The organism is Billgrantia endophytica (assembly GCF_002879615.1).
Classification (GTDB): domain Bacteria; phylum Pseudomonadota; class Gammaproteobacteria; order Pseudomonadales; family Halomonadaceae; genus Halomonas; species Halomonas endophytica.
On record NZ_PNRF01000003.1, the window covers coordinates 1 to 24,197 of the forward strand.

21 protein-coding genes are annotated in these 24,197 nt (G+C 65.4%); 15 read left to right on the top strand and 6 right to left on the bottom strand.

What is annotated here, in order from left to right:
- Together C1H69_RS01150 and C1H69_RS01155 are read right to left on the bottom strand one after the other, a co-directional pair.
- Positions 1–1,208: two-partner secretion domain-containing protein (locus C1H69_RS01150; RefSeq protein ID WP_133154945.1), on the bottom strand; the 1,208-nt coding region annotated here is incomplete at its 3' end.
- A 389-nt stretch (positions 1,209–1,597) separates the two neighbouring features.
- The gene (locus C1H69_RS01155; RefSeq protein ID WP_165789394.1) at positions 1,598–2,494 is read right to left on the bottom strand and encodes a molybdate ABC transporter substrate-binding protein; all 897 of its coding nucleotides are present in this window, start codon (positions 2,492–2,494) and stop codon (positions 1,598–1,600) included.
- 783 nt (positions 2,495–3,277) lie between these two features.
- On the opposite strand from C1H69_RS01155, the gene C1H69_RS01160 reads away from it, so the two are divergent.
- From C1H69_RS01160 to puuE, 6 genes are read left to right on the top strand one after another with little or no spacing between them, the layout of a single operon-like run.
- Positions 3,278–3,973, top strand: a complete 696-nt coding sequence (locus C1H69_RS01160) for a cyclase family protein (protein ID WP_102651591.1) — start codon at positions 3,278–3,280, stop codon at positions 3,971–3,973.
- A 38-nt stretch (positions 3,974–4,011) separates the two neighbouring features.
- Positions 4,012–5,061 (top strand): TRAP transporter substrate-binding protein, encoded by a 1,050-nt coding sequence (locus C1H69_RS01165; protein ID WP_102651592.1) that lies wholly within the window; start codon positions 4,012–4,014, stop codon positions 5,059–5,061.
- Positions 5,062–5,065: 4 nt separating this feature from the next.
- Positions 5,066–5,677, top strand: coding sequence for a TRAP transporter small permease subunit (locus C1H69_RS01170; RefSeq protein ID WP_102651593.1), 612 nt, complete (start codon positions 5,066–5,068; stop codon positions 5,675–5,677).
- Positions 5,674–6,975 carry a TRAP transporter large permease gene (locus tag C1H69_RS01175; protein WP_102651594.1) on the top strand — a complete coding sequence of 434 codons (1,302 nt, stop codon included), beginning with the start codon at positions 5,674–5,676 and terminating at the stop codon, positions 6,973–6,975. The genes C1H69_RS01170 and C1H69_RS01175 overlap by 4 nt, the downstream gene beginning before the upstream one ends.
- Before the next feature lie 5 nt (positions 6,976–6,980).
- Positions 6,981–8,393 carry an amidase gene (locus C1H69_RS01180; RefSeq protein WP_205738379.1) on the top strand — a complete coding sequence of 471 codons (1,413 nt, stop codon included), beginning with the start codon at positions 6,981–6,983 and terminating at the stop codon, positions 8,391–8,393.
- Positions 8,393–9,319, top strand: coding sequence for an allantoinase PuuE (gene puuE, locus C1H69_RS01185; RefSeq protein ID WP_102651596.1), 927 nt, complete (start codon positions 8,393–8,395; stop codon positions 9,317–9,319). Before C1H69_RS01180 ends, puuE begins: the two co-directional genes overlap by 1 nt.
- A 173-nt stretch (positions 9,320–9,492) precedes the next feature.
- Here the strand turns inward: puuE and C1H69_RS01190 are convergent, their stop codons facing one another.
- Entirely contained in the window at positions 9,493–10,176 is a 684-nt protein-coding gene (locus tag C1H69_RS01190) for a GntR family transcriptional regulator (RefSeq protein ID WP_102651597.1), read from the bottom strand.
- 349 nt (positions 10,177–10,525) lie between these two features.
- Between C1H69_RS01190 and C1H69_RS01195 the strand changes: the two genes are divergently transcribed.
- The 7 genes from C1H69_RS01195 to hydA are packed head-to-tail and all read left to right on the top strand — an operon-like array spanning position 10,526 to position 17,749.
- Positions 10,526–11,524 carry a TRAP transporter substrate-binding protein gene (locus tag C1H69_RS01195; RefSeq protein WP_102651617.1) on the top strand — a complete coding sequence of 333 codons (999 nt, stop codon included), beginning with the start codon at positions 10,526–10,528 and terminating at the stop codon, positions 11,522–11,524.
- Positions 11,525–11,531: 7 nt separating this feature from the next.
- Positions 11,532–12,104 (top strand): TRAP transporter small permease, encoded by a 573-nt coding sequence (locus tag C1H69_RS01200; protein WP_102651598.1) that lies wholly within the window; start codon positions 11,532–11,534, stop codon positions 12,102–12,104.
- Entirely contained in the window at positions 12,101–13,381 is a 1,281-nt protein-coding gene (locus C1H69_RS01205) for a TRAP transporter large permease (protein WP_102651599.1), read from the top strand. The genes C1H69_RS01200 and C1H69_RS01205 overlap by 4 nt, the downstream gene beginning before the upstream one ends.
- Before the next feature lie 22 nt (positions 13,382–13,403).
- Complete coding sequence (locus C1H69_RS01210; RefSeq protein ID WP_102651600.1) at positions 13,404–14,789, top strand: amidohydrolase family protein; 1,386 nt, start codon at positions 13,404–13,406, stop codon at positions 14,787–14,789.
- A 9-nt stretch (positions 14,790–14,798) separates the two neighbouring features.
- Positions 14,799–15,575, top strand: a complete 777-nt coding sequence (locus tag C1H69_RS01215; protein WP_102651601.1) for an aspartate/glutamate racemase family protein — start codon at positions 14,799–14,801, stop codon at positions 15,573–15,575.
- Positions 15,576–16,298, top strand: a complete 723-nt coding sequence (locus C1H69_RS01220; protein WP_102651602.1) for a maleate cis-trans isomerase family protein — start codon at positions 15,576–15,578, stop codon at positions 16,296–16,298. It begins immediately after the preceding gene.
- Positions 16,298–17,749, top strand: coding sequence for a dihydropyrimidinase (gene hydA / locus C1H69_RS01225; RefSeq protein WP_102651603.1), 1,452 nt, complete (start codon positions 16,298–16,300; stop codon positions 17,747–17,749). Before C1H69_RS01220 ends, hydA begins: the two co-directional genes overlap by 1 nt.
- A 54-nt stretch (positions 17,750–17,803) precedes the next feature.
- Here the strand turns inward: hydA and pta are convergent, their stop codons facing one another.
- Positions 17,804–19,987 (bottom strand): phosphate acetyltransferase, encoded by a 2,184-nt coding sequence (gene pta / locus C1H69_RS01230; RefSeq protein WP_102651604.1) that lies wholly within the window; start codon positions 19,985–19,987, stop codon positions 17,804–17,806.
- A complete protein-coding gene (locus C1H69_RS01235) occupies positions 19,984–21,171 on the bottom strand; it encodes an acetate/propionate family kinase (RefSeq protein WP_102651605.1) in 1,188 nt (395 codons plus the stop codon). The genes pta and C1H69_RS01235 overlap by 4 nt, the downstream gene beginning before the upstream one ends.
- 161 nt (positions 21,172–21,332) lie before the next feature.
- On the opposite strand from C1H69_RS01235, the gene C1H69_RS01240 reads away from it, so the two are divergent.
- The gene (locus C1H69_RS01240) at positions 21,333–22,265 is read left to right on the top strand and encodes an EamA family transporter (protein WP_102651606.1); all 933 of its coding nucleotides are present in this window, start codon (positions 21,333–21,335) and stop codon (positions 22,263–22,265) included.
- Between the two features lie 90 nt (positions 22,266–22,355).
- Positions 22,356–22,859 (top strand): porin family protein, encoded by a 504-nt coding sequence (locus C1H69_RS01245; protein WP_102651607.1) that lies wholly within the window; start codon positions 22,356–22,358, stop codon positions 22,857–22,859.
- Between the two features lie 66 nt (positions 22,860–22,925).
- Here the strand turns inward: C1H69_RS01245 and C1H69_RS01250 are convergent, their stop codons facing one another.
- Entirely contained in the window at positions 22,926–24,176 is a 1,251-nt protein-coding gene (locus C1H69_RS01250) for a Card1-like endonuclease domain-containing protein (RefSeq protein WP_102651608.1), read from the bottom strand.
- Positions 24,177–24,197: the final 21 nt, after the last annotated feature.

Genomic DNA, 24,197 nt, shown 5'->3' on the forward strand with positions numbered 1-24,197 from the left:
TCGGACCAGACGACGATGCTGCCGCCGTCGCCGTGGTGCGTGGCATCGGCGCTGAGGGTGCTGGTGGCGTCCACCGTGGCGCTGCGGGCGTGGGGCAGGTCGCCGCCGCCACGGTAACCGCCGCCGATCTCGATGCTGCCACCGCCCGTGGCGCCGGAAACGTCCAGGGTGGCGCCGCTCAGGGCGATATGTTCGCCGCTGACCTGGATGCCGCCGCCGCTGCCGGTATCGCTGCCCGCGTCGAGGCTGCCGGCGATCTGGACGCGGCCGCTGTCGCCGCCTTCGAGCACGATCTGGCCATTGCGGGTTTCCAGGCTGCGGGCGCGCACGATGCCTTGCTGGTTGACGACGTTGTTGAGCAGGCTGTCGGCGGCGCTGGCGGTGAGCAGTACACGACCACCGTCGGCCTGGATCAACTGGCGGTTCTCGACCAGCGCGTCCAGGGCCGGCTGGTCGATCTCGACACTGAGCAGGCCGTCGCCGGCGAAGTCCAGCGTCATGGCGTCACCGGCGGCCAGGGCCACGCTGCCGAGCTGGGCCTGAATCACCCCCTCGTTGCTGACCCGGCCACCGAGCAGCGCCACGGCGCCGCCGTCGTGGGCGGTGATGGTGCCCTGATTCAATACCTCGGCGGCGTTGCCATCGGCATCAGCCTGGAAGCGGTAGTGGCCGTTGAGGAAGTCCTCGTCGCGGATATCCAGGGTGGACGCCACCAGGCCGGCGGTGTCGACTCGGGCGTTGGGACCGAACAGCACGCCGTTGGGGTTGACCAGGAACACCTGGCCGTTGGCGTCGAGCTGGCCCATGATCCGCGAGGCATCGCTGCCGAGTACGCGGTTGAGGGCCACCGAGGCGCTGCCGGGCTGGTCGAAGGAGACGCGGTGGCCCTCGCCGATGTCGAAGCTGTCCCAGTTGGCGATCAGCTTGTCGCTGGCCTGGGCGACGCGCAGGTGCTGGGCGCCGGGGGTGGAGATCGTGCCGCTGCCGTGGACGATCTCGCCGCCGCTGGGCAGGTTGGCGCCGTGGGCGGTGCCGGCGAGCAGCAGGCTGGCGGCGAGCAGGGAGCCGCTTGTCAGGGAACCCGAGGAGCCGCTGGATGCGCCGCGCCCGCTCTGGCCGCCGCTCTTGCGGCGCTGGCGGGCGTTCTCGGCCACCACCTGGAAGCGCCCCAGGCGGCGGTTGAATAGGGTGCGGTAGATGCGGTTCATATCGGGTTCCCCTGTGTTTTCTTTGCTTGAATGCTTTCTTCGCTTGGTTCGGCGTTTTTGAGCCGAGTGTTTCCGGGAAGCGCGTTATTCGGCGCTTCCTTGGGCATTTAAAGGTGTTATATTAAATTTATTTAGCTTTAAATCTATTTGGCTTTAAATCTACTCAGTGTTTCCTTGGCCTTGCGTTGACTTTCTATTTAATCGATTCATTCAACGTTGCCGTTGTTTCAGAGTGCTGCTTGCTTACTGCCTGAGCTTTATTGCCTGAGGCTTATTGCCTTGATTCAGGAGTTCAAGCCATTCGCGGCGCTCGGTTCGAGGGAGTGCGGGGTGCCGCTCCCGAAGGGGCGGCGGTTATCACAGTGGCGTCTTGCGTGACTCGCGACCGTTCAATTGAATGACAGGCAGAACTCATCGAAGATGTCCTGGCCGTCTTCGCTCCGCATGAAGTCGAGCAGCGCCTGGGCAGCATCGGTTTCACCACCGCTGCGCTCGATCACCACCGCGCCATGGATGGTCGGGGCGTAGTCCACGCCGGGCTCGAAAAGCCGATAGGTGGCGCCCGGTGGTGGTGTCACCTGCCCCGCCGTGCAGTGCAGCGAGGTGGGGACGAAGCCCGACTGCGTGCCGCCAGCTTCTCCCCCTCCGGCGACGATGGCTGCATTCACTGCATTGATATTGGGGTACTGGATCACCTGACTATCGTAGGGCGGTTGGGTGTAGTCGATAGCGTAGACGTTGTCCAACGCCTGGGTGGCGGCCACACCATAAGGTCCCATGGCGACATCGCAGATAGCGGTGGTGGTAAAATCCTCCCTGAAATCCACGGGGTCCAAGTTAGCATCGATACTGCTTGAGTCGCCGTTCGACCAGAGCATCAGGGTGCCCTCGGAGTAGTCCTCGGGTTCCCTCACTGGCCCGTCCTCATCAGGGCCGAAGTCATCGTACAACGCCTGGGGATCGTTCACGTCCGCGGCGAGGAATAGATCGTAGGGGCTGCTGTTTGGGTCCACGTTGAGAGCGTCCGTAATCGCATTCCGCAGCACTCCCGATGGGTCGTAGGTGAAGACGAACTCGTACTCCTCATCGTCCGCGTACTCAGGGTGTTCGAGCAGAAAGGCCGCGAGAATGCTCGGCATGGCGGTTTGTACCGCGGGTACCACGCCAATGGATACCTCCGCCGGCTGCGCCCAGCTTGCCGAGGCGCCCAGCGCCAGAGCCAGGGCGGTGGCACCCAGCAGGGGCCTTTTCGATTGATTCAGCACATTCTTCATTGTTCTACTCATGTGATCTCCTTTTCTTCCCATGGTGGTGAGTCATACCGGGTCGCCGCCGCGAATCCCGATACGGTTCAGTTCCATCTTTCGCTATATATCAAGAGATATAGATTATGGCGGGTAGCAAGTGCTATGCCAGGAGGAGAGGTTGCGCCATGTGGCGACCCGTCATGGGTCGAGAAGATGGCACTTAACCTGTTGTTTAGTCGATAGAGTCCTTGAGGTTTTATCGATATTTCCGAGGCGGGGTGGGCTCTCCCTGATCGCCAGAAGGGGAGCGGCGGGTATCACTCGTTATGTAGCAATGTAGCCAATGAGACAGCGGTTGTCGCAAAGGTGACAGGTTCGTGACGTTGGGGAGCGGGACGACGCTGTCGTGGGTTCGTGCGGTGGCACCGTCAAACGCGGTGCAGGTATCCGCCGACAGAGCGGGGCGGTATCCATTGGCTGACGTTTTGGCGAACATCGGCTTACGTGGACTTACCGCCGTTTCTCTATGCCGCCTGCCTTCCTTGAGCCTGTCTGCTTCACGCAGACCCGCGAAGCACCGAACTTCTCAAGACATGACAACTCGAGCCCCATGGCGATGCCCTATTATGGGGCATTAGCCCAATAATGCGCACCAATTCTGAAATAATGATTTATATATTGTGTACAATTTATTGAAATATATCCTCGAATACACTTCTCTTTTTGTAATAACTTATTGTAAGTTAAGGTTTATTTTAAATGTGGTGTTGATTTTGCCCTCCTCTTGTCGAAGGTTGGATGTCTTACATGACGGGAGAATTCATGCCAAGTGTCATCGATCTCACCCTGCCCCTTGAAGATGGCCTGCCCGCGCTGGGTCGGCTGGCGCGGCCCGTGGTCATTCCCCATACCACCCACGAGGCCTCCAAGAAATTCAAGCAAGGCACCCCGGACGACCTGCTCACCTTCAGCACCTGCTACATGGGAATGCTCGACCATACCGGCACCCATGTGGATGCGCTTTTCCATAACAATCCGGAGGGCGCCACCATCGATGAGATGCCCATCGAGATGTTCATGGGCAAGGCGGTATGCCTGGACCTGCGCCACGTGGGCGACCGCGGCGATATCACCCGTGAGGAACTGGAGGCTGCCGAGAAGGCCGCGAAGGTGAGGGTGGATGGCCATATCGTGCTGCTGTGTACCGGCCTCAACGCCCGCCACTGGCCCAACGACAGCATCTGTACCAACAACGCCCAGGTGACGGCGGATGCCACCCGCTGGCTGTATGAGCGCGGCTCCATGGTCCACGGCGTGGAAGGCCCCTCCACGGATCGCGTCGACGAGAACCTTTTCGAGAACCACCGTGTTTGCCGCGACCTGGGCATGGTGCATTACGAATGGCTGTGGAACCTGGAGGCGCTGCTGGGCAAGGGCGAGTTCACCTTCCAGGGCATTCCGCTGCGTATCAAGGGCGGCTCGGCCTCGCCGGTACGGGCGCTGGCCTTCATCGGCTGAATCCGAACACACACTTTTATAACAACAGGAGAATTCCCATGGCTCGACACACCCTGACCAAGGTCGCCGGCATCACTCTGGCGGCGCTGGCCGCGGCTCCGCTGGCCGCGGAGGAAGTGCGCCTCAACGCTATCGGCATCGTGTCCACTCACCAGCACCACACTGCGCTGGAGCGGGAGTTCTACGACACGCTGGGAGAGCGGACCGGGCTCGGCGTCACGGTCAACTTCAACCCGCTGGACGTGGTGGGCGTGGATATGCAGGACACCCTGCGCATGGTGCGCACCGGCAGTTTCGATGTGGTGGAAACCACCATCGGCGCCGCTTCGCGGGACGATCCTTTCCTGGAAGGGCTGGACCTGATTGGCGTCTCGCCGGATATCGAAACCCTGGGAGAGGTGGTGGATGCCTACCGTGAGGTATTCGCCGAGCGGGCCGCCGGGCGCTTCAATGCCCGGGTGATGACCCTGTTCCCCTTCGGCCCGCAGGTCTTCTACTGCTCCGGCGAACTGGACGGGCTCGCCGATCTGGCCGGCAAGCGGGTGCGCACCTTCACCCCCAGCATGTCGGCGCTACTGGAGTATCTCGATGCCACGCCGGTCACATTGCAATTCGCCGAGGTCTATCCGGCCTTGCAGCGTGGCGTGGCGGAGTGCGGTATCACCTCGCCCACCTCGGGCAATACCGGCAACTGGCCGGAGGTGACCGACTCCCTCTACACCCTCGGGGTGAGCTGGTCGGTGCAGGCGCACATGATGAACCTGGATACCTGGAACGCGCTCTCGCCGGAGGCCCAGGAAGCGCTGGACGCCGCTTATGCCGACCTGGAGGAACAGTACTGGGAGATGGCGCGGACCCTGACTCAGGATGCGGTGAACTGCTCCACCGGCAGCAATGAGTGCGAGAGCTACAACCGCTTCGACATGGCGCTGGTCGAGCCCAGCGAGGAGGACGTCGCGCTGCTCAACGAAGCCGTGTCGGAAGTGATCCTGCCCACCTGGGCCGAGACCTGTGACGCCAACTACGCCGAGTGTTCCAGCCTGTGGAATGCCACCGTGGGCGAGGTTCGCGGCCTGAGCATCGAGTGACGCCATGCGTAACGACAGACTCTTCGCGCCGCTGGAGCGGCTGACCACCTGGATGGCGGTGGCTTGCGGTTACGCCTGTCTGGGGCTCTGTTTCCTGATCGGCTACGAGATCGTCGCCCGGCGGCTGCTCTCCCATTCGGTGCAGGGGGTCGACGAGATCGGCGGCTACGTGCTGGCGGTAACGGGCGCTTTCGGCTTTTCGGCAGCGCTGCTCAACCGCATGCACACCCGCATCGAGCTGGGTCTGCACCGCCTGCCGGTGGCGTTGCAGGCGTTGCTCAACGGTACGGCGGCGGTGCTGCTGGCGGGGTTCGCCATCTTCATGCTGAGCCGCGTATGGGACGCTTGGCAGGAGAGCATGAGCTACGGCAGCCGCGCCAGCACTCCACTGCAGACACCGCTGTGGATTCCCCAGGGAATCTGGCTGGCCGGGGTGGCGCTGTTCGCCCTGGTGGCGGCGGCCCTGGCACTGCATAGCCTGTGGCTGCTGGTACGAGCGCGGCATGCCGAGCTCAATGCCCGCTACGGTCCGCCGACCCTGCAGGAGGAGGTCGACAAGAGTCTTTCGGAGGCGGAGGGGCAACTGGAAATGAGCGGCGAGGAGCGGCCATCATGATCGATATCACCGGCGCCGCCATCGGCTTCGCCATCATGCTGGGGATGATGATCCTCGGTGTGCACGTGGCCGTGGCGATCTTTCTGATCAGCGCCCTCGGCGCGGCGGTCTATCTCTCGCCGGCCATGCTCGGCACCTTCGGCAACCAGTTGTGGGCGGTGATGAACGACTTCCTGCTCACCGCCATTCCGCTGTTCATCCTGCTCGGCGAGCTACTGCTGCGTTGCGGCGTGACCCAGCGCATGTACTCCGGCCTGGCGGTGTGGCTGGGGCGGCTGCCGGGCGGGCTGTTGCACACCAACATCGGCGCCAGCGGGCTGTTCGCGGCGGTCTCCGGTTCCTCGGTGGCCACGGCGGCGACCATCTCCACCGTGGCGTTGCCGGAGTTCAAGCGGCGCGCCTACAACGAGCGCCTGGTGCTGGGCTCCATCGCCGCCGGGGCGACCCTGGGCATCCTGATTCCGCCCAGCGTCAACCTGATCATCTACGGCGCTCTCACAGGCACTTCTGTGGGTCGGCTGTTCGCCGCCGGGCTGGTGCCGGGGCTCCTGCTGATCGCCCTGTTCATGCTCTCCATCGCGTTGCTCTGCATGCTGTTCCCCAACCTGGCAGGCAAGGCGGAGGAGAAGAGCTCCTGGGGTGTGAAGTTCACCAATCTCAAGCACCTGGTTCCGCCGCTGCTGGTGTTCGCGGTGGTGATGGGCAGCATCTACCTGGGCTGGGCCACTCCCACCGAGGCCGCCGCGGTGGGCGTGCTGATGGCGCTGGGACTGGCGGTCTACAACCGCGCACTGAGCTTCGCCATGCTCCACGAGGCGTTCCTCTCCACGGTGCGTACCACGGCGATGATCCTGTTGATCATCGTGGCCGCCTTCTTCCTCAAGTTCATCGTCGGCGTGCTCGGTGTGCCCCAGGCGCTGACCAGCTTCGTCGCTTCCATGGAGCTCAGTGTGCTGGGCTTCCTGTTGGCGCTGGTGGTGTTCTACCTGATCCTCGGCTGCTTCATCGAGACCCTCTCGATGATGGTGGGGACCATTCCCATCGTCTTTCCCATCGTGGTGTTCATGGGCATCGACCCGGTGTGGTTCGGCATTTTTCTGGTGTTGATGATGGAATTGGCGCTGATTACCCCACCGGTAGGTATGAACCTTTTCGTGGTGCAGGGCGTGCGCCGCACCGGCTCGGTGACCGATGTCTTTTACGGCATCGTGCCCTTCGTATTAGTGATGTTGCTGGCCGTCGCGCTGATCATCGCTTTCCCGGGGCTGGTCACCTGGCTGCCCTATCGGTTGATGTAATGGATATGTTGAAGCATTCCGCCACCCGGCTGGCCGAGTTGCTGCGGGAAGACGGGCTGAGTTCGCTGGAACTGGTGGAGCACTGCCTGGACCGCATCCGGCGTCTCGACGACGAACTGCAAGCCTTCGTCAGCGTGGATGAAGAAGGCGCCCGACGGCGGGCCGAGACATGCGATGCGCGCCGCCGCCGGGGCGAACCGCTGGGGCCGCTGCACGGCCTGCCGGTGGCGATCAAGGACGTGACCGCCACCGCCGGGCTGCGTACCACCCAGGGTTCGCGTTTGCTGAGCGATCACGTGCCCGCCGAGGATGCGCTCAGCGTGGCGCGGCTCAAGCGGGCCGGAGCCATCGTGCTGGGCAAGACCAACACGCCGGAGTTCGCCTTCGGCGCGGTGTGCACCAACGCCTTGCGCGGTCCCACCGCCAACCCCTGGGATACCCGGCTCACCTCCGGCGGCTCCAGCGGCGGCTCCGCCGTGGCGGTGGCCACCGGGATGGTGCCGTTGGCCCAGGGCACCGACTTCGGCGGCTCGGTGCGCACGCCGGCGGCCTTCTGCGGCTGCGTGGGGCTGCGCCCGACGCCGGGTGTCATCGCCGAGCCCTCGCGTCCGCTGGGTTGGAGCACCCTGGCCACTCAGGGCGTGCTGGCGCGCGGCGTCGAGGATGCCGCCCTGATGCTCGCGGCGATGGCCGGTGAGCATCAGGATGACCCCTCCTCTCGCGGTATGGCCTGGCCCGCGCCTTCAACCGCGCTGGAGCGGCCGTTGAAGGTGGCCGTCTCCGTGACGCTGGGCGACGCCTACCCCGTCGAGCCGGAGGTGCGCGCGGCCTTCCAGGATGCCGTCGCGGGGCTGGAGGCGGCGCTGGGGCCGGTGGCACGCGAACATCCCGACGTCGGCGGCGGCGTGGAGGCCTTCAAGACGTTGCGGGCGGCGGAGTCGTGGCTGACGTTCGGCGAACTGGTGCGCGACCACGCCGACCGACTCACCCCCTCGTTCGTATGGAACGTCGAGCAGGGCCGCCATACCGGTGCCGAGGCGTACCTCCGGGCGGAGCGCACCCGCACGGCGCTCTACCGCCGCTTTTTCGCCTTCCTCTCGCGCTTCGACGTACTGGCGCTGCCCGCCACCAGTGTGCTCGCCTTTCCCAACGCGCAGGAGGAGGTGTGGGAGATCGACGGCCAGCGCTGCGAGTCGATCATCGACTACCTGGCCTGCACCTTCCTCATCTCGCTGGTGGGCTTTCCGGTCGTCACCCTGCCGGCGTCCCGGCGGCCCGGCGAGAAACGCTTCGGCATCCAGCTCGTGGCCCGCCCCGGCAACGAGGCGCTGTTGCTGCAAGCCGCCCTGCGCCTGGAACGCCAAGGCTTCCGCCACCACTGGCCGCCGCTCGCGGCGCCGAACGCAGGAGAATCCTGATGCCTGCGGCCATTCGCTTCGACCTGTCCGAGCGTCTGGACGACCTGCGCGGCTACGGCGAGACGCCGCCCCACGCTGCCTGGCCCGGCAACGCCCGGCTGGCGCTGTCGCTGGTGCTCAACGTCGAGGAGGGAGCTGAGCGCCATGTGATGGATGGCGACGCGGCCGCCGAGCATCTCAATGCCGACATGCTCTGCCCGCCCTGGCCGGGGCGGCGCAACCTCAATCTGGAGTCGCACTACGAGTACGGCAGCCGGACCGGTGCGTGGCGGTTGCTGGAACTGTTCCGGCGACGCGGCGTGCCGATCACCGCCTTCGCCGTGGGCCAGGCGCTGGAGCGAGTGCCCGACATCGCCGAGCGGCTGGCACGCGACGGCCACGAAGTCGCCGCCCACGGCTGGCGCTGGATCGATTATCGCGACGTGCCGCCGGCGGAGGAGGCCGAGCACATCGCGCGCACCATCGATACCATCACCCGCCTCACCGGCGAGCGCCCGCTGGGCTGGTACACCGGGCGCGGCAGCGAGATGACCCGCAAGCTGGTGATCGAGGAGGGTGGTTTTCTCTACGACTCCGACGCCTACAACGACGACCTGCCCTATTGGGTGCCCCATGCCCGGGGCCACCATCTGGTGCTGCCCTACGCCTTCGACACCAACGACATGCGATTCGCCTCCGCGCCCGGTTTCAACGGTGCCCGGGAGTGGCTCGACTATCTCGTCGACACCTTCGACTGGCTCTACCGCGAGGGCGAGCGCCAGCCGCGCATGATGTCCGTCGGCCTGCACTGCCGTCTCGCCGGGCGGCCCGGACGCGCCCTGGCGCTGGAGCGCTTTCTCGACCATGTGGCTAGCCACGAGGGCGTCTGGATCGCGCGCCGGGTGGATATCGCCCGGCACTGGCGGGAGTGCCATCCGGCACCGTAAGGCTCGAACCACTCCACGGCATCCCTATACCGCCTCGCTCGATGTCATCCAGCATCGCGGCGCTCGCCGCGGGGCATTGGAGTCGGTCAATATCGGCGGCTGGCTGAGAATGGTGGCGTTTTCCTTGGTGGGATCATGCTGTCTCGGCGTGGCGATGATCGCCTGCCCAGGCATCAGCCGTAGAGCGATTCCCAGTGAATGTCGCGGCTGGGCATGGCGTCCAGCTTCAGTTCGCACTCGATGTGTTTCAGATGATGGAGCATTAGATGGATGGCGGTGGCTTCGTCCTGGGCGGCGATGGCATCGACGATGCGGCTGTGCTCGTCCTCCGGGCAGGCGGGGGTCTGCGGCGCGTCGTAGAGGGCGATGATCAGGCAGGTGAGTGGGCACAGCTCAGCCATCAATTTCTGAATGAAACTGTTTCCGGCCAGTTCGGCGAGCAGCATGTGGAAGCGCCCGGAGAGACGGATGATGCGCCGCCGGTCCCCCTCGGCGCGGGCCGCATCTTCCTGTTGCAAGTGCTCGCGCAGGCGAGCGATGTCCAGTTCGCTGGCGCGGGAGATCACGCAACGAACGATCTCCGGTTCCACCAGGCGGCGGGTGGCGAACAGGTCGCGGGCCTCGCTGGCGGTGGGGCGGGTGACGAAGGCACCGCGGTTGGGGTGGAGAGTGACCAGCCCCTCCTGGGCGAGCAGCGTCAGTGCCTGGCGGATCTTGGTTCGGCTGACCCCGAAGGCGCTCGCCAGCTTCTCCTCGACCAACTTGATACCGGGCGGCAGGCGATGCTCCATCACCGCATCGGTGATGCGTTCGGCGATCTGTTCAATGGCGGGCTTGGTGGCGGAGGTGGTTTCCATAAAAAGTTGTTGTCCTGTCGGTCACGTTTCCAGTATGCCGCACCTTGGCGAGAGTGAGTAGGGATGGCGCTGCCGCTCGGAGCCGGCGGCGCCGGGCACCATGCACTCCCGTGGAGCATAGGGCTCATTCATGCACGATATCTGTGCTTTTATTTGTCTGTATAGATTGTATGCAATATTTTAAAATATAGTGATGAGTAATTTTGTTCAAGGCTTAGGGTAGAGAAAACATGGCGTTAGGGGAAGCCCCGGTAATTCCGGTTCTCCGCATGGCATGAGGATTGCTGATGCCTGGGTAGACGGCCGTTTGGCCGTGACCGAGTTCACACATCCACCGGAGATTTTTCTCATGCACAAGTCTCGCGCCATTCAAACCGCCACCCTGTTCGCCGCCGGCATGCTGCTCGCCTCGCCGCTGCTGGCCCAGGAACGCTTGCGGGTAGCGGGCAACTTTCCCACCGATCACTCCGTTTCGCGCGCCATGGAGGTGTTCAAGGAGCATGTGGAGGAGGCTTCCGATGGCGAGATTCGGGTCGATCTGTTCCCCGCCATGCAACTGGGCGGCGCCACCGAGAACGTCGACCAGGTACGCTCCGGCAGCATCTTCGCCAACTTCAATTCCATCGCCTACTTCGCCCGCAGCGTGCCGGAGTACGAGGCGGTGAGCCTGCCCTTCCTGTTCGACAGCCGCGAGCAGGCCTTCGAGGTCATGGATGGCCCGGTGGGTCAGCATCTCGACGAGCGCATGGCCGAGCTGGGCCTGCTCAACCTCGGCTACGGCGAGCTGGGCTTCCGCCACGTGACCAACGACCGGCACCCGATCACCTCGGTGGAGGACTTCGAGGGCATGCGCATTCGCCTGCAGCCCAACGAGGTGCACCTGCAGACCTTCCGCGCGCTGGGTGCCAACCCGGTCTCCATGGATGTCTCGGAACTCTACTCGGCACTGCAGCAGGGTGTGCTCGACGCTCAGGAGAACCCCTACAACATCATCGCCAGCCGTCGCTTCAATGAAGTCCAGGAGCACCTCTCCGACAGCGGCCATTTCTACGATTTCATCAACGTTGTGGTCAACCAGCGCCACTACGAGCGCCTCTCCGAGGAGCACCAGGCCATCGTCGACGCCGGTGCGCAGGCGGCCATGGCGTGGCAGCGCGAGGCCGCCGCCGAGGAGGAGGAGGCGTGGCGCGAGCAGCTCATCGAGTCGGGCATGGTCTTCACCCCGATCTCCCCCGAACTGCGCGCCGAACTGCGAGAGGCGACCATGGAAGTGGTCGAGGGCCTCGCCGAGCGCATCGACCCCGAGTTCATCGAACTGGTGATCCGGGAAGCCGAAGCGGCGCAGTGAGGTCGTCATGACGCTACCTTCCGATGCATCGCCCCCCGTCGCGCCGCCGGCAGGCGCGGGCCAGGCCGCGCCGCCCCCGCGGGGCGGCGCCTTCGCCGTCTTCAAGCGCCTGGTGGGCGTCCTGGACACCGCCACCTACGGGGTGATCGTGCTGACCATGGGGGCGATGGTGTTGATCGTGTCGCTGCAGGTGTTCTGGCGCTACGTGCTGGGCTCCTCCATCGACTCCGCCGATGAGCTGTCGCGGCTGTTCTTCGTCTGGTCGATCTTCCTCGCCATTCCCCACGGCGTGAAACACGGCGTGCACGTGGGCATCGACCTGTTCGTGATGATGATGCCGGCGGGTCTGCGCGAGATGCTGTTCAAGCTCATGGCGGTCATCTCCACCGCGCTGATGCTGCTGGTGATGCTCGGCGCCTTCGTCGCCACCCTGGATCGCTGGCCGGAACTGATGCCCACTCTGCCGATCACCTCGGCGGTCTACTATATCGCGGTGCTGATCTGCGGGGGGCACGCCTTCCTGCATCTGGCGCTGCTGGCCTGGGGCGGCTCGCGCACCTGGGAGGGAGAGATCGCATGACCTGGCTCGCCGTGGGACTCTTTCTGTTGCTCGCCGTGCTCGGGATGCCGCTGGCCTTCGCCCTGGGCTTCGGCTCCCTGGCCGGGCTGTGGATGCTCGACTTCGAACTCTACGTGATGCCCCAGCGCATGATGCACGCGGTGAACAGCTTTCCGCTGATGGCGATTCCGCTGTTCATGCTGGCCGGCGAGCTGATGGTGCGGGCCGGGATCATGGACCGCCTGATCGGCTTCGCCAACAGCCTGGTGGGGCGCATGCACGGTGGCCTGGCCCATGTCACCATCACCTCCGGGACCATCTTCGCCTCGGTGAGCGGGGCGGCGGTGGCCAGCGCCAGCGCCATGGGCAGTACCCTGGTGCCGTCGCTGCGCAAGTACTACCCGGATGCCTACTCCGGCGCGGTGATCGCTTCGGCGGCCAACCTCGGCCCGGTGATTCCGCCCAGCAACGCGATGATCGTCTACGCCCTGATGGCGGGCTCCTCGGTGTCGGTGGGCGGGCTGTTCCTGGCCGGCATCGTGCCGGGCATCCTGCTGGCGCTGGGCTTCATGGCCATCGCTTCGTTCATCTCCTGGAAGCGCGGCTACGCGCTCACCGGCGAACGCTTCGAGCTGCGCAACGTGCTCACCCAGGCGCGGCGCGCCATCGTCATCATCCTGATGCCGGTGATCGTGGTCGGCGGCATCGTCGGCGGGGTCTTCACCGCCACCGAGGGCGCCGCCATCGCGGTGGTCTACTCTGCCTTCATCGGCTTCGCGGTGACGCGCAGGCTGAGGCTCGCCGACCTGCCGGGCTGCCTCTACCGGGCGGCGGTGACCTCGGCCATGGTGGGGGCGCTGATCGCCTTCGCCTCGGCGCTGACCTTCGTCTTCACCATCGAGATGGTGCCGATGCTGCTGTCGAACTTCATCCAGTCGCTGACCAGCGACCCGATGCTGTTCATCCTGCTGACCATGGCGTTGCTGGTGCTGGTGGGCATGCTGATCGAGTCCAACGCCGCCTATATCATGCTGGTGCCGCTGTTCGCGCCGGTGGCGCTGGTCTACGGCATCGACCCGCTCTATTTCGGCTTCCTGTTCATGTACAACCTGGTGATCGGCATGATGACGCCTCCCGTGGGGGTGCTCTACTTCGTCATGAGCGGCATCACCCGGGTGCCGATGATGAAGCTGGTCGCCGAGTCGCTGCCCTTCGTCGCCTTCCAGTTCGCCATGCTCGGCCTGTGCATCCTGTTTCCGCAGGTCGTCACCACCCTGCCGCGGCTGCTGGGCTACTGAGGCCGCTTGAATGGAGAACACAATGGAATTCGATGCGGTGGAATTCGATGCGGCCAACCCCGCCGACCTGGTGATCCACGGCCCGCGCGCGCTCACCGTGGATGCCGAGCTGGGCCCGAACCTGGGAGAGATCCCCAACGCCCGGCTGGTGATCCACCAGGGCCGCCTGGTGGCGGTCGGCCATCACGACCCCAGCGTGCCGCTGCCGCCGGCGCGGCGCACCCTCGACCTGAGCGGGCGGGTGGTCACGCCCGGCTTCGTCAACGTGCACACACATACCATCCTCACCATGGTGCGAGGTGTCGCCGAGGACATGGGCTTCGCCCCGGCCTACACCCCCGGCGTGCCCCACGGCCACGAGGTGAGCGAGGGAGAGGCCGTGGCCCTGGCGCGGCTCGGCGCCGCCGAGGCGCTGCTGTTCGGCTCCACCCTGATCAACGACAGCTTCGTCCACACGGATCTCACCCTGCCCGCCATGGGCGAGCTGGGCATGCGGGTGATCGCCTGCGGGCGCATCCACGACGTGGACTTCAGTCGCGTGCACGAGGGTGTGTGGGAGCACCGCGACGCCATCGGCGAGCGCACCCTGGGCGCGGCGGTGGCACTGCACGAGCGCTGGCAGGGCGCCATGGACGGGCGACTTGGCGTCGAGCTGGCCGCCCACGCGCCGGACACCTGCACCCGGGCGCTGCTGAAGAAGGTCGCCGCCACCCGCGACACCCTCGGCATCCAGGTCAACGGCCACCTCTCCCAGAGCCGCAAGGAGAACGCCCGGGTACGGGAGCGCGACGGCATGAGCCCCACCGAGCTGCTCGACGACGTCGGCCTGCTCGGGCCGCGCTTCACCGCCGCCCATTGCATGTACGTCAGCGACAGCGATCTGGCGCGCATCGGCGCGAGTGGCACCAACGTCGCCCATGTGCCCCGGGGCAACGCCACCGGCGGGCGCATCGCCCCCACCACCCGGCTGCGCGAGGCGGGCGCCAACCTGGCCCTGGCCACCGACAACATGCACGCCGACATGGTCGAGGTGATGCGCTGGGCGCTGATCATGGGCCGCCTGCAGGAGGGCGAGGTGAACGACACCTGGCAGCCGCGTCACGTGCTGGAGATGGCCACCCTGGGCGGCGCCAGGGCGCTGGGACTCGAGCGCGAACTCGGCTCGCTGACGCCGGGCAAGCGCGCCGACCTGGTCGCCTTCGACTTCCGCCGCCCGCACCTGACACCATGCATCGACGCCCTCGGCAACCTGGTGCATACCGCCCAGGGCCGCGACGTGGAGCTGGTGGTGTGCAACGGCGGGATCGTCGTCGAAGGCGGCGAGCTGTGCCGGGCGGACGCCGCGCGTCTGTTGAGCGACGCCCAGGCCGCCGCCGAGGCGCTGTGGCGGCGCGCCCGCCAACAATAGGAACACGCCATGAAGCTACTGATCGTCAATCCCAATATTTCCACCAGCGTCACCGAGTTGATCGAGGCCGAGGCGCGGCGCAGTGCATCCCCCGGCACCGCACTGACGCTGCGCACCGCGCCTTTCGGCGTGGCCTATATCGAGACCCGCGCCGAAGCCGCCATCGGCGCCTACGCCACCCTCGTCGAGCTGGCCGAGCACCATGCGGGACACGATGCCGCGGTGATCGCCGCCTTCGGCGATCCCGGCCTCGCCGCCGCGCGGGAGATGCTGCCGATCCCGGTGGTCGGCCTCACCGAGAGCGCGCTGATGAGCGCCGCCCAGCTCGGCGGGCGCATCGGCATCGTCGCCATCTCCCGGCGCATCCGTGCCTGGTACCGCGAGACGGTGGACGCCTGCGGCATGCACTCGCGGCTGGCGAGCATCCGCTGCCTGGATGAGCCGCTGGCCGACATCGGCAGCGTGCAGCGGGACAAGGGCGAGCAACTGGTGGCGCTGTGCCGGGCGGCGGTGCGCGAGGATGGCGCCGATGTGCTGATCATCGCCGGCGCGCCGCTGGCCGGGCTGGCGCGCCAGGTCGCCGAGCGCATCCCGGTGCCCATCGTCGATGGCGTGAGCTGCGCCGTGCGCCAGGCCGAACTGCTCGCCGGGCTCGCCCCGCGCCGCGCCAGTGAAGGCAGCTACGCCGCGCCGCCGACCAAGGCGTGCCAAGGACTGCCACCGGCACTGGCCCGGCTGGTGGGGCGCGAAGGCCACGATAACGAGAATGAAGAAGGAAACTCCTGAATGACACACCACCGCTTAGGCGTGCTCACGCCCTCATCCAACACCGCGCTGGAGCCCCTCACCTCGGCCATGGTGAGCCTGGTGCCCGGCGTCAGCGCGCACTTCTCGCGCTTCACCGTCACCGAGATCGCCTTGAGCGACGCGGCGCTGGGCCAGTTCGACCTCGACCCCGTGATTGCCGCCGCGCGGCTGTTGCGTGACGCCCGGGTCGACGTGATCGGCTGGAGCGGCACCTCGGCGGGCTGGCTCGGCTTCGAGCACGACGAGGCGCTGTGCCAGCGCATCAGCGCCGAGACCGATATCCCCGCCACCACCTCGATGCTGGCCCTCAACGAAATCCTGGCGACCTACGGCATCCGCGAGTTCGGCCTGGTCACGCCCTACACTCAGGACGTGCAGGCGCGCATCCTCGCCAATTACCGCGCTGCCGGCTTCACCATCAAGGCCGAGGAGCATCTCGGCATCAGCGAGAACTTCGCCTTCGCCGAGATCGCCCCGGAAACCCTGACCCGGCAGGTGGAGCGGGTGGTGGAGCGGGGCGCCCCGGCGGTGGTGGTGGCTTGCACCAATCTCAAGTCGGCGGACCTGGTGGCGGACTGGGAAGTGGTCTTCGGCGTGCCGGTGCTCGACACCACCGCCACCGTGGTGTGGAAGATGCTGCGCATGACCGGCCACGTCACGCCGGTTCCCGGCTGGGGCCGCCTGATGACGGGAGGGCTGTGATGGGTGCCTTCGACCTGGTGATACGCAACGCCCGCTGCGCCACGGCGGCGGACGTGTTCGAGGCGGACATCGGTATCCGCGACGGCGTCATCGCCGCCCTGGGACGCGGCCTGGCGCCGGGGCGCGAGGAGATCGACGCTGCCGGGCGCTGGGTGCTGCCCGGCGGTATCGACGGCCACTGCCATCTCGACCAGCCCACCTCGGACGGCTCGCGCATGGCCGACGACTTCCTCACCGGTACCCGCTCGGCGGCCTGTGGCGGCACCACCACGGTGCTGCCCTTCGCCTGCCAGATAAAGGGCCAGAGCCTGCGCGCGGCGGTGGACGACTACCACCGCCGCGCCGAGGGCAAGGCGAGCATCGACTACGCCTTCCACCTGATCGTCACCGACCCGACGTCCCAGGTGCTGGGCGAGGAACTGCCGGCGCTGATCCGCGAAGGCTACACCTCGTTCAAGATCTACATGACCTACGACGACCTCAAGCTGGCCGACCGCGAGATCATCGACGTGCTGGCGGTGGCCCGGGAGCACGGCGCCATGGTCATGGTGCATGCCGAGAACGCCGACTGCATCGCCTGGCTCACCGAGCGTCTGCTGGCCCAGGGACATACCGCACCGCGCTATCACGCTCAGGCACGGCCGATGCTGGTAGAGCGCGAGGCGACCCACCGCGCCATCGCCTATGCCGAGCTGGTCGACGTGCCGATCCTGATCGTGCACGTCTCTGGCCGCGAAACGGTGGAGCAACTGCGCTGGGCGCACGGCCACGGGCTGCGCATCTACGCCGAGACCTGCCCGCAGTACCTGTTCCTCACCGCCGAGGACCTCGGCATCGACGATGACGACCGCCACGGCGCCAAGTGCATCTGCAGCCCGCCGCCCCGCGACCGCGCCAACCAGCAGGTGGTGTGGGACGGCCTGGAGAGCGGCGTGTTCCAGATCTTCTCCTCGGATCACGCGCCCTTCACCTTCGCCGGGCCCCAGGGCAAGTTCGCCGCCGGCGAGAAGGCCAGTTTCGAGCGCATTCCCAACGGCATACCGGGGCTGGAGACTCGCCTGGCGCTACTGTTCAGCCACGGTGTGGAGACCGGGCGGATCACCCTCCAGCAGTTCGTCGCCCTCACCGCCACCAACGTGGCGCGGATGTATGGTCTCTACCCGCGCAAGGGCTCCATCGCCGTGGGCGCCGACGCCGACCTGGCGATCTGGGAGACCGGGCTGTCCCGCACGATCCGCAACGCCGACCTGCACCACGGCGTGGACTACACCCCCTACGAGGGTATCCCGGTCACGGCCTGGCCGGCATTGACTCTCTCCCGGGGCGAGGTGGTGTGGCGCGATGGCCAATACCTGGGAACGCCGGGGCGCGGCGAGTTCCTGCGCTGCGTGCTGCCCGAGCCGGCGCGGCCCAAGTCGCGTCCGGAGAATGATACGTCATGGCGGAGTTGAGCGGCATAAACACGGACCTTGTCGAGGCGCAGTGGCGGGTCTATGCCCGGCCAATTAACCTGCCTCTCTCTGAGCCGCCTGGATCGCGGTAAGCGCGATGGTGTAGACGATATCGTCGACCAGGGCGCCGCGGGAGAGGTCGTTGACTGGCTTGTTGAGGCCCTGCAGCATCGGGCCGACACTGACGACCCGGGCGCTGCGTTGAACTGCCTTGTAGGTGGTATTACCGGTGTTGAGATCGGGGAAGACGAATACCGTGGCACGGCCGGCTACCGGTGAGTCCGGGGCTTTCTGGCGGCCCACGCTCTCGATGGCGGCGGCGTCATACTGCAGCGGGCCATCGATCAACAGCTCCGGCGCCTGCCGCCGAGCCAGCTGCGTTGCCTGGCGTACCTTTTCGACATCGACCCCGCTGCCGGATTCACCGGTGGAGTAGCTGATCATGGCGACCCGCGGCTCGATGCCGAACGCCTGTGCGGAGCGGGCGCTCTGAATGGCGATCTCGGCCAGTGTCTCGGCGTTCGGATCGGGGATGACGGCACAATCGCCGTAGACCACCACCTGTTCGGGCAGCAGCATGAAGAAGATCGACGACACCTGGTCATAGCCGGGCGCTGTCTTGATCAGTTGGAAGGCCGGTCGGATCGTATTGGCAGTAGTGTGTATCGCGCCCGAGACGAGCCCGTCGACTTCGTCGAGCTGCAGCATCATGGTGCCCAGCACGACATTGTCTTGAAGCTGGTCCTCCGCGGTCAGCTCGTTCACCTTCCCATAGCGACGCTCGACCATGGGACCCACATAGCGACTGCGGACACTGTCGGGATCGATGATTTCCAGGTCTGGCGGCAGTTCGATGCCGCGGTTGCGAGCGACTTCCTCCACTTCCTCACGATTTGCCAGCAGTACGCAGCGGGCGATGCCGCGGCGTTGACAGATGGCAGCGGCTTCGACCGTGCGTGGTTCGCTGCCTTCGGGCAGCACGATGCGGCGATTGGCCTGTTGTGAAAGCTTGACCAGCTGATGCCGGAAGGCAGAGGGCGAAAGTCGGCTGGCATGGCCGCGGCTCAAGTGGTCCTTGAGCCACTGCAGGTCGATGTGGCTGGCCACGAAGCGGGTTACCTGCTCGGCCCGTTCCAGGTCATCCATGGGGATGTCGTTGCCCATGTTTCCCAGGTTCTTCGCTGTGGTGAAGCTGTCGGTATCCACCGCCAGCACGGGCATGCCGGTGTTGAGGGCGGGCCGGCACATCTCGATCATATTGTCGTTGGGCATGAAACCGTTGGTCAGCAGTACGCCCGCCATGGGAACGCCGTTCATGGTAGCCAGCGCCGAAGCCAGCACGATGTCGTCGCGGTCCCCCGAGGTGACGATCAGGCTGCCGGGGCGGAAGGCGTGCAGTGCATTGGCAGCGCTGCGCGCGCAGAGGCTGGTGGAGAGTACCCGACGGTTTGCCGCATCGCCTTCGTTGAGAAAGCGGGCATCCAGGGCACGAGCCACATCGATGATACGCGGCGCGATCAGTGCCGGGTTGTAGGGCACCACGCCAATGAGGTGGAAGCGGTCGGTGGCCAGCGTCGGGGAGTATCGGCGCAATTCGGTCAACAGGCCTTCATCGAGCATCGGGTTGCTTGCGCCGGACACCAGTGGTGGCGATGCTTCTTCGCTACCGGGAAGGTTCTGCATGCGCATCAGGATGCAGCCCAGGGTCCGGGCGGAGCCAATGCCGCCGAAGGCCTGGGCGTGCATGTCGAGCTGTTCGGCCAGCGCCTGGGGATCGGTCGTGTCGCCGCTGCCGACCAATATGATGCGGGCGTTCAGCGCATGGGCCAGTTGGGTATTGAGCTGGGTGGCATAGGTACCGTGTGCCGTGGGTACCAAGCCCTCCACCACGATCAGGTCCGGGTGGCCATCAAGCCCCTCGGCGGCCTGGGCGTGCAGCTCGATCACCTGCTCCATCAACACGTCCAGCCGGTCCTGGCGCAGTAGACGCTCCATGTCGGCCTGTGTCATGGGGGCGGGTGGGTGCAGGCCAAGCGTACTGCTCACCAACGCGGTGGAACGGTCGGGTCCGGGGCCATTGAGCTCGTCCTGTCGGAACGGCTTGAGAAACCCGGCCTTCAGGCCAATGGTGTCGAGTGCCTGGATCAGGCCCAGGCTGGCCGAGGTCAGTCCGACCCCTACGCTGGTAGGAACCATCAACAGTACTTGGGGTTGCGGGCGAGCGTTGCGTGGTGTCATGCGTTGTTCTCTTCCAGAAGCTGGCGAGTTTCGGCGGCGATGCGGCCCTCTTCGTCGGTGGGGATGACCCATAGACGGGGCGCCGCGGGATGCCGACCATCGATTCGGTCTTCACGGCCTCGCACCGTTCGGGCATTGGCGGCACGGTCCAGGCCGAGTGTGAAGTGGGGCAGGTGGGCAACGACCTTCTCGCGTACCAGCGGAGAGTTTTCACCGATACCCCCGGTAAAGACGATGCCGTCCAGGCGGGGCAGGGCGCAGGAGAGCGCCGCCAGAGACTTGGCGATGCGATAGCAGAACACCTCGATGGCGAGTCGGGCGCCTTCGTGTCCCTCGCCGGCGGCGTCTTCCAGCTCGCGCATGTCATTGGTCAGCCCCGAGAGCCCCAGCAGCCCGCTGCCGCGATTGAGCACGTCGTCGATGCGTTCCAGGCTCCAGCCGAGCTGGCGCGACAGGTGAGCGTGCAGGCTGGGGTCGACGTCGCCGCTGCGAGTACCCATCATCAGGCCCTCGAGGGGCGTCAGGCCCATGCTGGTGTCCAGGCTCTTTCCCTCCCATATGGCGGCAGTGGAACAGCCATTGCCCAGGTGGGCGGTCAGCCAGCCGCCACCCACGAGGCTACTCAGCGTATCGGCACGCTCGCTGACATAGGCGTGGCTGGTGCCATGAAAGCCGTAGCGACGTATGCCATGGTCGCGGTAGAGCGCTTCCGGCAGGGCGTACCGGTAGGCTCGCGGTGGTAGTGTCTGGTGAAAGGCGGTATCGAACACGGCCACCTGGGGCAGGTCCGGGAAGAGCTGGCGGGTGGCCGCCACACCCTGGAGGTTGGCCGGATTGTGCAGCGGCGCGAGGGCGGCCGTCTCTTCAATGGCTGCCGCCACGTCGTCGTCGATCAGTGCGGCTCGAGTGAAGCGCTCCCCGCCATGCACGATACGATGACCCACCGCGTCGGGAAGTCGACCTTCCAGTCGGTCGAGTATGGCTTCCAGGGCCCGGGTGTGGTCAGTATCGGTCAATGCTTGCTCGAAGGCCCGGCCTTGGCTGTCGACACCCTTCAGCCGGGCGTTGCTGCTGCCCAGCCGTTCGGCAAGCCCGGCCAGGCGCGGCTGGTTGGGCTCGGCGGAAATCAGGGCGTACTTGATCGAGGAGGAACCGCAGTTGACGACCAGAACCGAAGGCTTCATCGACTCTCCATGGCGGACAGAAATGGTTAATGAGGTTGGGTGTAAGACGTTAGTCTAGCATATTGCATTGCAGCATAATTCGCTTAAAAGGTGGCGTGAATTAGTCTTTTATTGAAAACGATGCCATTCTGGGCGAGCCCACCGAGTCCCTGGAAATTGTCATGTCGTCATCCCCCACGACGGCGGTCGTCATGCCTGCGCTGCCCCGTCATCTTGCTGTCCTCATATTGGCCGGCGTTGCCACGCTGTTTGCCGGAAACCACGTGGCGGCCCGTCTGGCCTTCGACGACGGCACCGGCCTGCTGTTGGCTGTGCTGGTGCGCTCCACGATGGCGGTGGTCGTGCTCGTGGCGCTGTTCCTGTGGCAGCGCAAGAGCTTCGCGCTGCCGGCCGGTACGGGCCGCTGGCAACTGCTGGCGGGACTGATGGTGGCCGTGCAGAGTCTATGCCTTTATTCGTCCGTGGCACGTATACCGGTGGTGGTGGCGCTGCTGCTGATGAATACCTTTCCGATTCAGCTGGCACTGCTCACCTGGGCACTGGGTGGCCCACGCCCAACGCTGCGCGCATCGCTGATCATGGCGGTGATCCTGGCGGGGCTGGTCGTGGTGCTCGACGTGCCGGCCTGGCTGGCTTCACCTGAATCCATGGGACCCGACTGGGTGGCTGGCGTGGCCTATGGGCTGGGGGCTGCCGCGGCCTTCTCATGCGCCCTGTGGGTGACCGAGCATCACCTCGGGGAAGTGGGCAGCACCCTGCGCAGCCTGCTCACCATGCTGACGGTCTTCGTTGCCATGCTGGTGGCTGGCATGGTGAGTCTGGTGCCTGGGGGGATGGCACCACCGGCTTCCGGAACCGGCTGGGTAGGCCTGGGGGCGCTGGCCGTGCTCTATAGCGTGGCGTTTTCGGTCCTGTTCATCAGCGTGCCGCGGCTCGAAATGGCCCGCAATGCGCCAGTGATGAATGTCGAGCCGGTGGCATCGCTGGCATTGGGATACCTGGTTCTTGGGCAGATGCTGTCAGGGATGCAATTGCTCGGGGGCGGAATCGTGCTGGGGGGTATCGTGGGCTTGAGCCTGTCCCGCCGTGCGTGACTGGAGCAAAACACCGCTTGCACGTGAGAGGGGGCTGTACCAGAATGAGAGCTGGGTAAGGAAACGCTGTTTCTTAATAGGAGATTCACCATGAAACTGCTAGCCATTCCCGCTGCTTTGCTGATGGCTGGTGCCTTCGCATCGTCCGTGCAGGCCCAGCAGTACCAGACTCCCCTGTACCCTCAAGGCTATGTCGGTGGCGATGCCCTGTTCTGGGATCTCAATCCCGATGGCGCTTCGTCCGCCGATTCGGTGGGGCTGCGCATCACCGGTGGCGCCAAGTTCAATGATTATTTCGCCGTGGAAGGCCACCTGGGTGCCGGTGGTTCCGATGGCGATGTGGAATTGGATTACCTGGTGGGTGCCTATGCCAAGGGTATTGTGCCCATCTCGCAGGAATTCCGCCTGTATGGCCTGGCCGGCTTGACCGAGGTGGATTTCGATACCGACCGTGAAAGCGGTTTCTCCTACGGGGGCGGAGCCGAATTCGACGTGGCGCCCAATCTGGCTCTTGGCGCCGACTACATGCGCTATCTGGACAAGTCCGACTACACCTTCGACGCGGCCAGCGTCGGCTTGCGCTACCGCTTCTGACCGGTCACTGCAGTCTGCCACCCCGCCGGCTCTGAACTGCCCCCGGCGGGGTGTTCTCGTCCAGGGTCAGGTGATGGACCAGCGTCCACTCTCCATCCAGCTCTTGAAGTGGTCGGGTAGATATTTCAGGGCGGCACTTTCCATGACCTCGACCTTGAGTCCCTGGGTGCGCCGAATGTCGGTCAGGTGTTGATGTGCCTTGTCAAACTCGCCACAAGCGATCAAGACACTGGTACCGGCCAACCCAGCCGAATGTTCGGGTATCTCATGCAGTTTTCGCAGCCCCTGCGACAGGCAGGCCTCCGGCCCCGGCCGGGTCGTCAGGCATTCGATGAACAGTAGCTGGTTATGGTGCATGGCCAGGCAATCGGATACCACCGGGGCACCATTGTGCTGGCCGCTCAGGTCGAGGATGTGGGCAGTGCAGGCGATATGGGCCAGCCCGGCATCCCGGGCACAGTGCCAGACGTATTCCGTCAGCCAGGCGCCCCCGAGATAGAGCGCGCCTTCCAGAGTGGGGAAGGCGACACGCCGGGGCTGGTCGCTCGTCCATTCCAGCAGGCCCGCGTCATTCAACTGGGTCAGCGCATCGGTACAGGGAAAGCGGGGTGGGTGGCCAAGCCATTGTTGCCGGGCTGCCGTGTTCAGCCTTGGTCCCTCGCGTGGACTGGGTTCTTCTATGACGCCGCCTTTGCCATGGACCAGTTCATGGAACTCTCCCATCAAGCCGGCAAGCTTGTCGGCCTGGTGTGCCAGGTAACGGGTCAGGGGCTTGCGTTGTCCAGCGGCGGTTTGCCATGTGGTGCTATCGGACAGCGCCTTGACTCGCTTGCGGCCATTGGCCTGGAGATAGATGTCGATATCCAGTACCGACTCGATGGCGTGGGCCTGGAGGCTGGTTGGCTGAAACTCGGGGTCCATTCGGTAGAGTGTGCCGGCCCTGGCATCGATGTAGAGCCATTCCGCATCGCAGTGTCGCATGGCTTGCTGAAACAGCAGGGTGGTGAGCTTGTTGCTGTCCGCCAGGTCATAGGTGACGTGCAGCCCGGGGGTACTGGCCCGCTGCTGCTGCAGGGTATCGGCCAGGCGGGCGGCGTACGAGCTGATGCGCTGCGGGTCGTTCTCCGGCAGATCGTCCAGAATCCGGATCCGGGTCGGGGAGGAGAGTTCGTGCTGGAGCAGGATATGTAGTCGTTCGGCCGCCTGACGACGCTGTCGGTCGGCAACCAGCCATATCTGCTGGGGACGCAGTTGAAGGATGGGGATCAAACTGGCTTCGGGGCGCTCTGTTACCAGTGCGACATGCAGGTGGGGCATTACCTTGGTCCTTCTGCACGT

Coding starts and splice junctions, on each gene's coding strand:
- C1H69_RS01195 (WP_102651617.1), top strand. CDS start 10,526: ATGCACAAGTCTCGCGCCATTCAAACCGCCACCCTGTTCGCCGCCGGC.
- C1H69_RS01220 (WP_102651602.1), top strand. CDS start 15,576: ATGACACACCACCGCTTAGGCGTGCTCACGCCCTCATCCAACACCGCG.
- C1H69_RS01205 (WP_102651599.1), top strand. CDS start 12,101: ATGACCTGGCTCGCCGTGGGACTCTTTCTGTTGCTCGCCGTGCTCGGG.
- C1H69_RS01245 (WP_102651607.1), top strand. CDS start 22,356: ATGAAACTGCTAGCCATTCCCGCTGCTTTGCTGATGGCTGGTGCCTTC.
- C1H69_RS01180 (WP_205738379.1), top strand. CDS start 6,981: ATGTTGAAGCATTCCGCCACCCGGCTGGCCGAGTTGCTGCGGGAAGAC.
- pta (WP_102651604.1), bottom strand. CDS start 19,987: ATGACACCACGCAACGCTCGCCCGCAACCCCAAGTACTGTTGATGGTT.
- C1H69_RS01190 (WP_102651597.1), bottom strand. CDS start 10,176: ATGGAAACCACCTCCGCCACCAAGCCCGCCATTGAACAGATCGCCGAA.
- C1H69_RS01160 (WP_102651591.1), top strand. CDS start 3,278: ATGCCAAGTGTCATCGATCTCACCCTGCCCCTTGAAGATGGCCTGCCC.
- C1H69_RS01155 (WP_165789394.1), bottom strand. CDS start 2,494: ATGAGTAGAACAATGAAGAATGTGCTGAATCAATCGAAAAGGCCCCTG.
- hydA (WP_102651603.1), top strand. CDS start 16,298: ATGGGTGCCTTCGACCTGGTGATACGCAACGCCCGCTGCGCCACGGCG.
- C1H69_RS01240 (WP_102651606.1), top strand. CDS start 21,333: ATGTCGTCATCCCCCACGACGGCGGTCGTCATGCCTGCGCTGCCCCGT.
- C1H69_RS01210 (WP_102651600.1), top strand. CDS start 13,404: ATGGAATTCGATGCGGTGGAATTCGATGCGGCCAACCCCGCCGACCTG.
- C1H69_RS01250 (WP_102651608.1), bottom strand. CDS start 24,176: ATGCCCCACCTGCATGTCGCACTGGTAACAGAGCGCCCCGAAGCCAGT.
- C1H69_RS01175 (WP_102651594.1), top strand. CDS start 5,674: ATGATCGATATCACCGGCGCCGCCATCGGCTTCGCCATCATGCTGGGG.
- C1H69_RS01235 (WP_102651605.1), bottom strand. CDS start 21,171: ATGAAGCCTTCGGTTCTGGTCGTCAACTGCGGTTCCTCCTCGATCAAG.
- C1H69_RS01215 (WP_102651601.1), top strand. CDS start 14,799: ATGAAGCTACTGATCGTCAATCCCAATATTTCCACCAGCGTCACCGAG.
- C1H69_RS01165 (WP_102651592.1), top strand. CDS start 4,012: ATGGCTCGACACACCCTGACCAAGGTCGCCGGCATCACTCTGGCGGCG.
- C1H69_RS01170 (WP_102651593.1), top strand. CDS start 5,066: ATGCGTAACGACAGACTCTTCGCGCCGCTGGAGCGGCTGACCACCTGG.
- C1H69_RS01200 (WP_102651598.1), top strand. CDS start 11,532: ATGACGCTACCTTCCGATGCATCGCCCCCCGTCGCGCCGCCGGCAGGC.
- puuE (WP_102651596.1), top strand. CDS start 8,393: ATGCCTGCGGCCATTCGCTTCGACCTGTCCGAGCGTCTGGACGACCTG.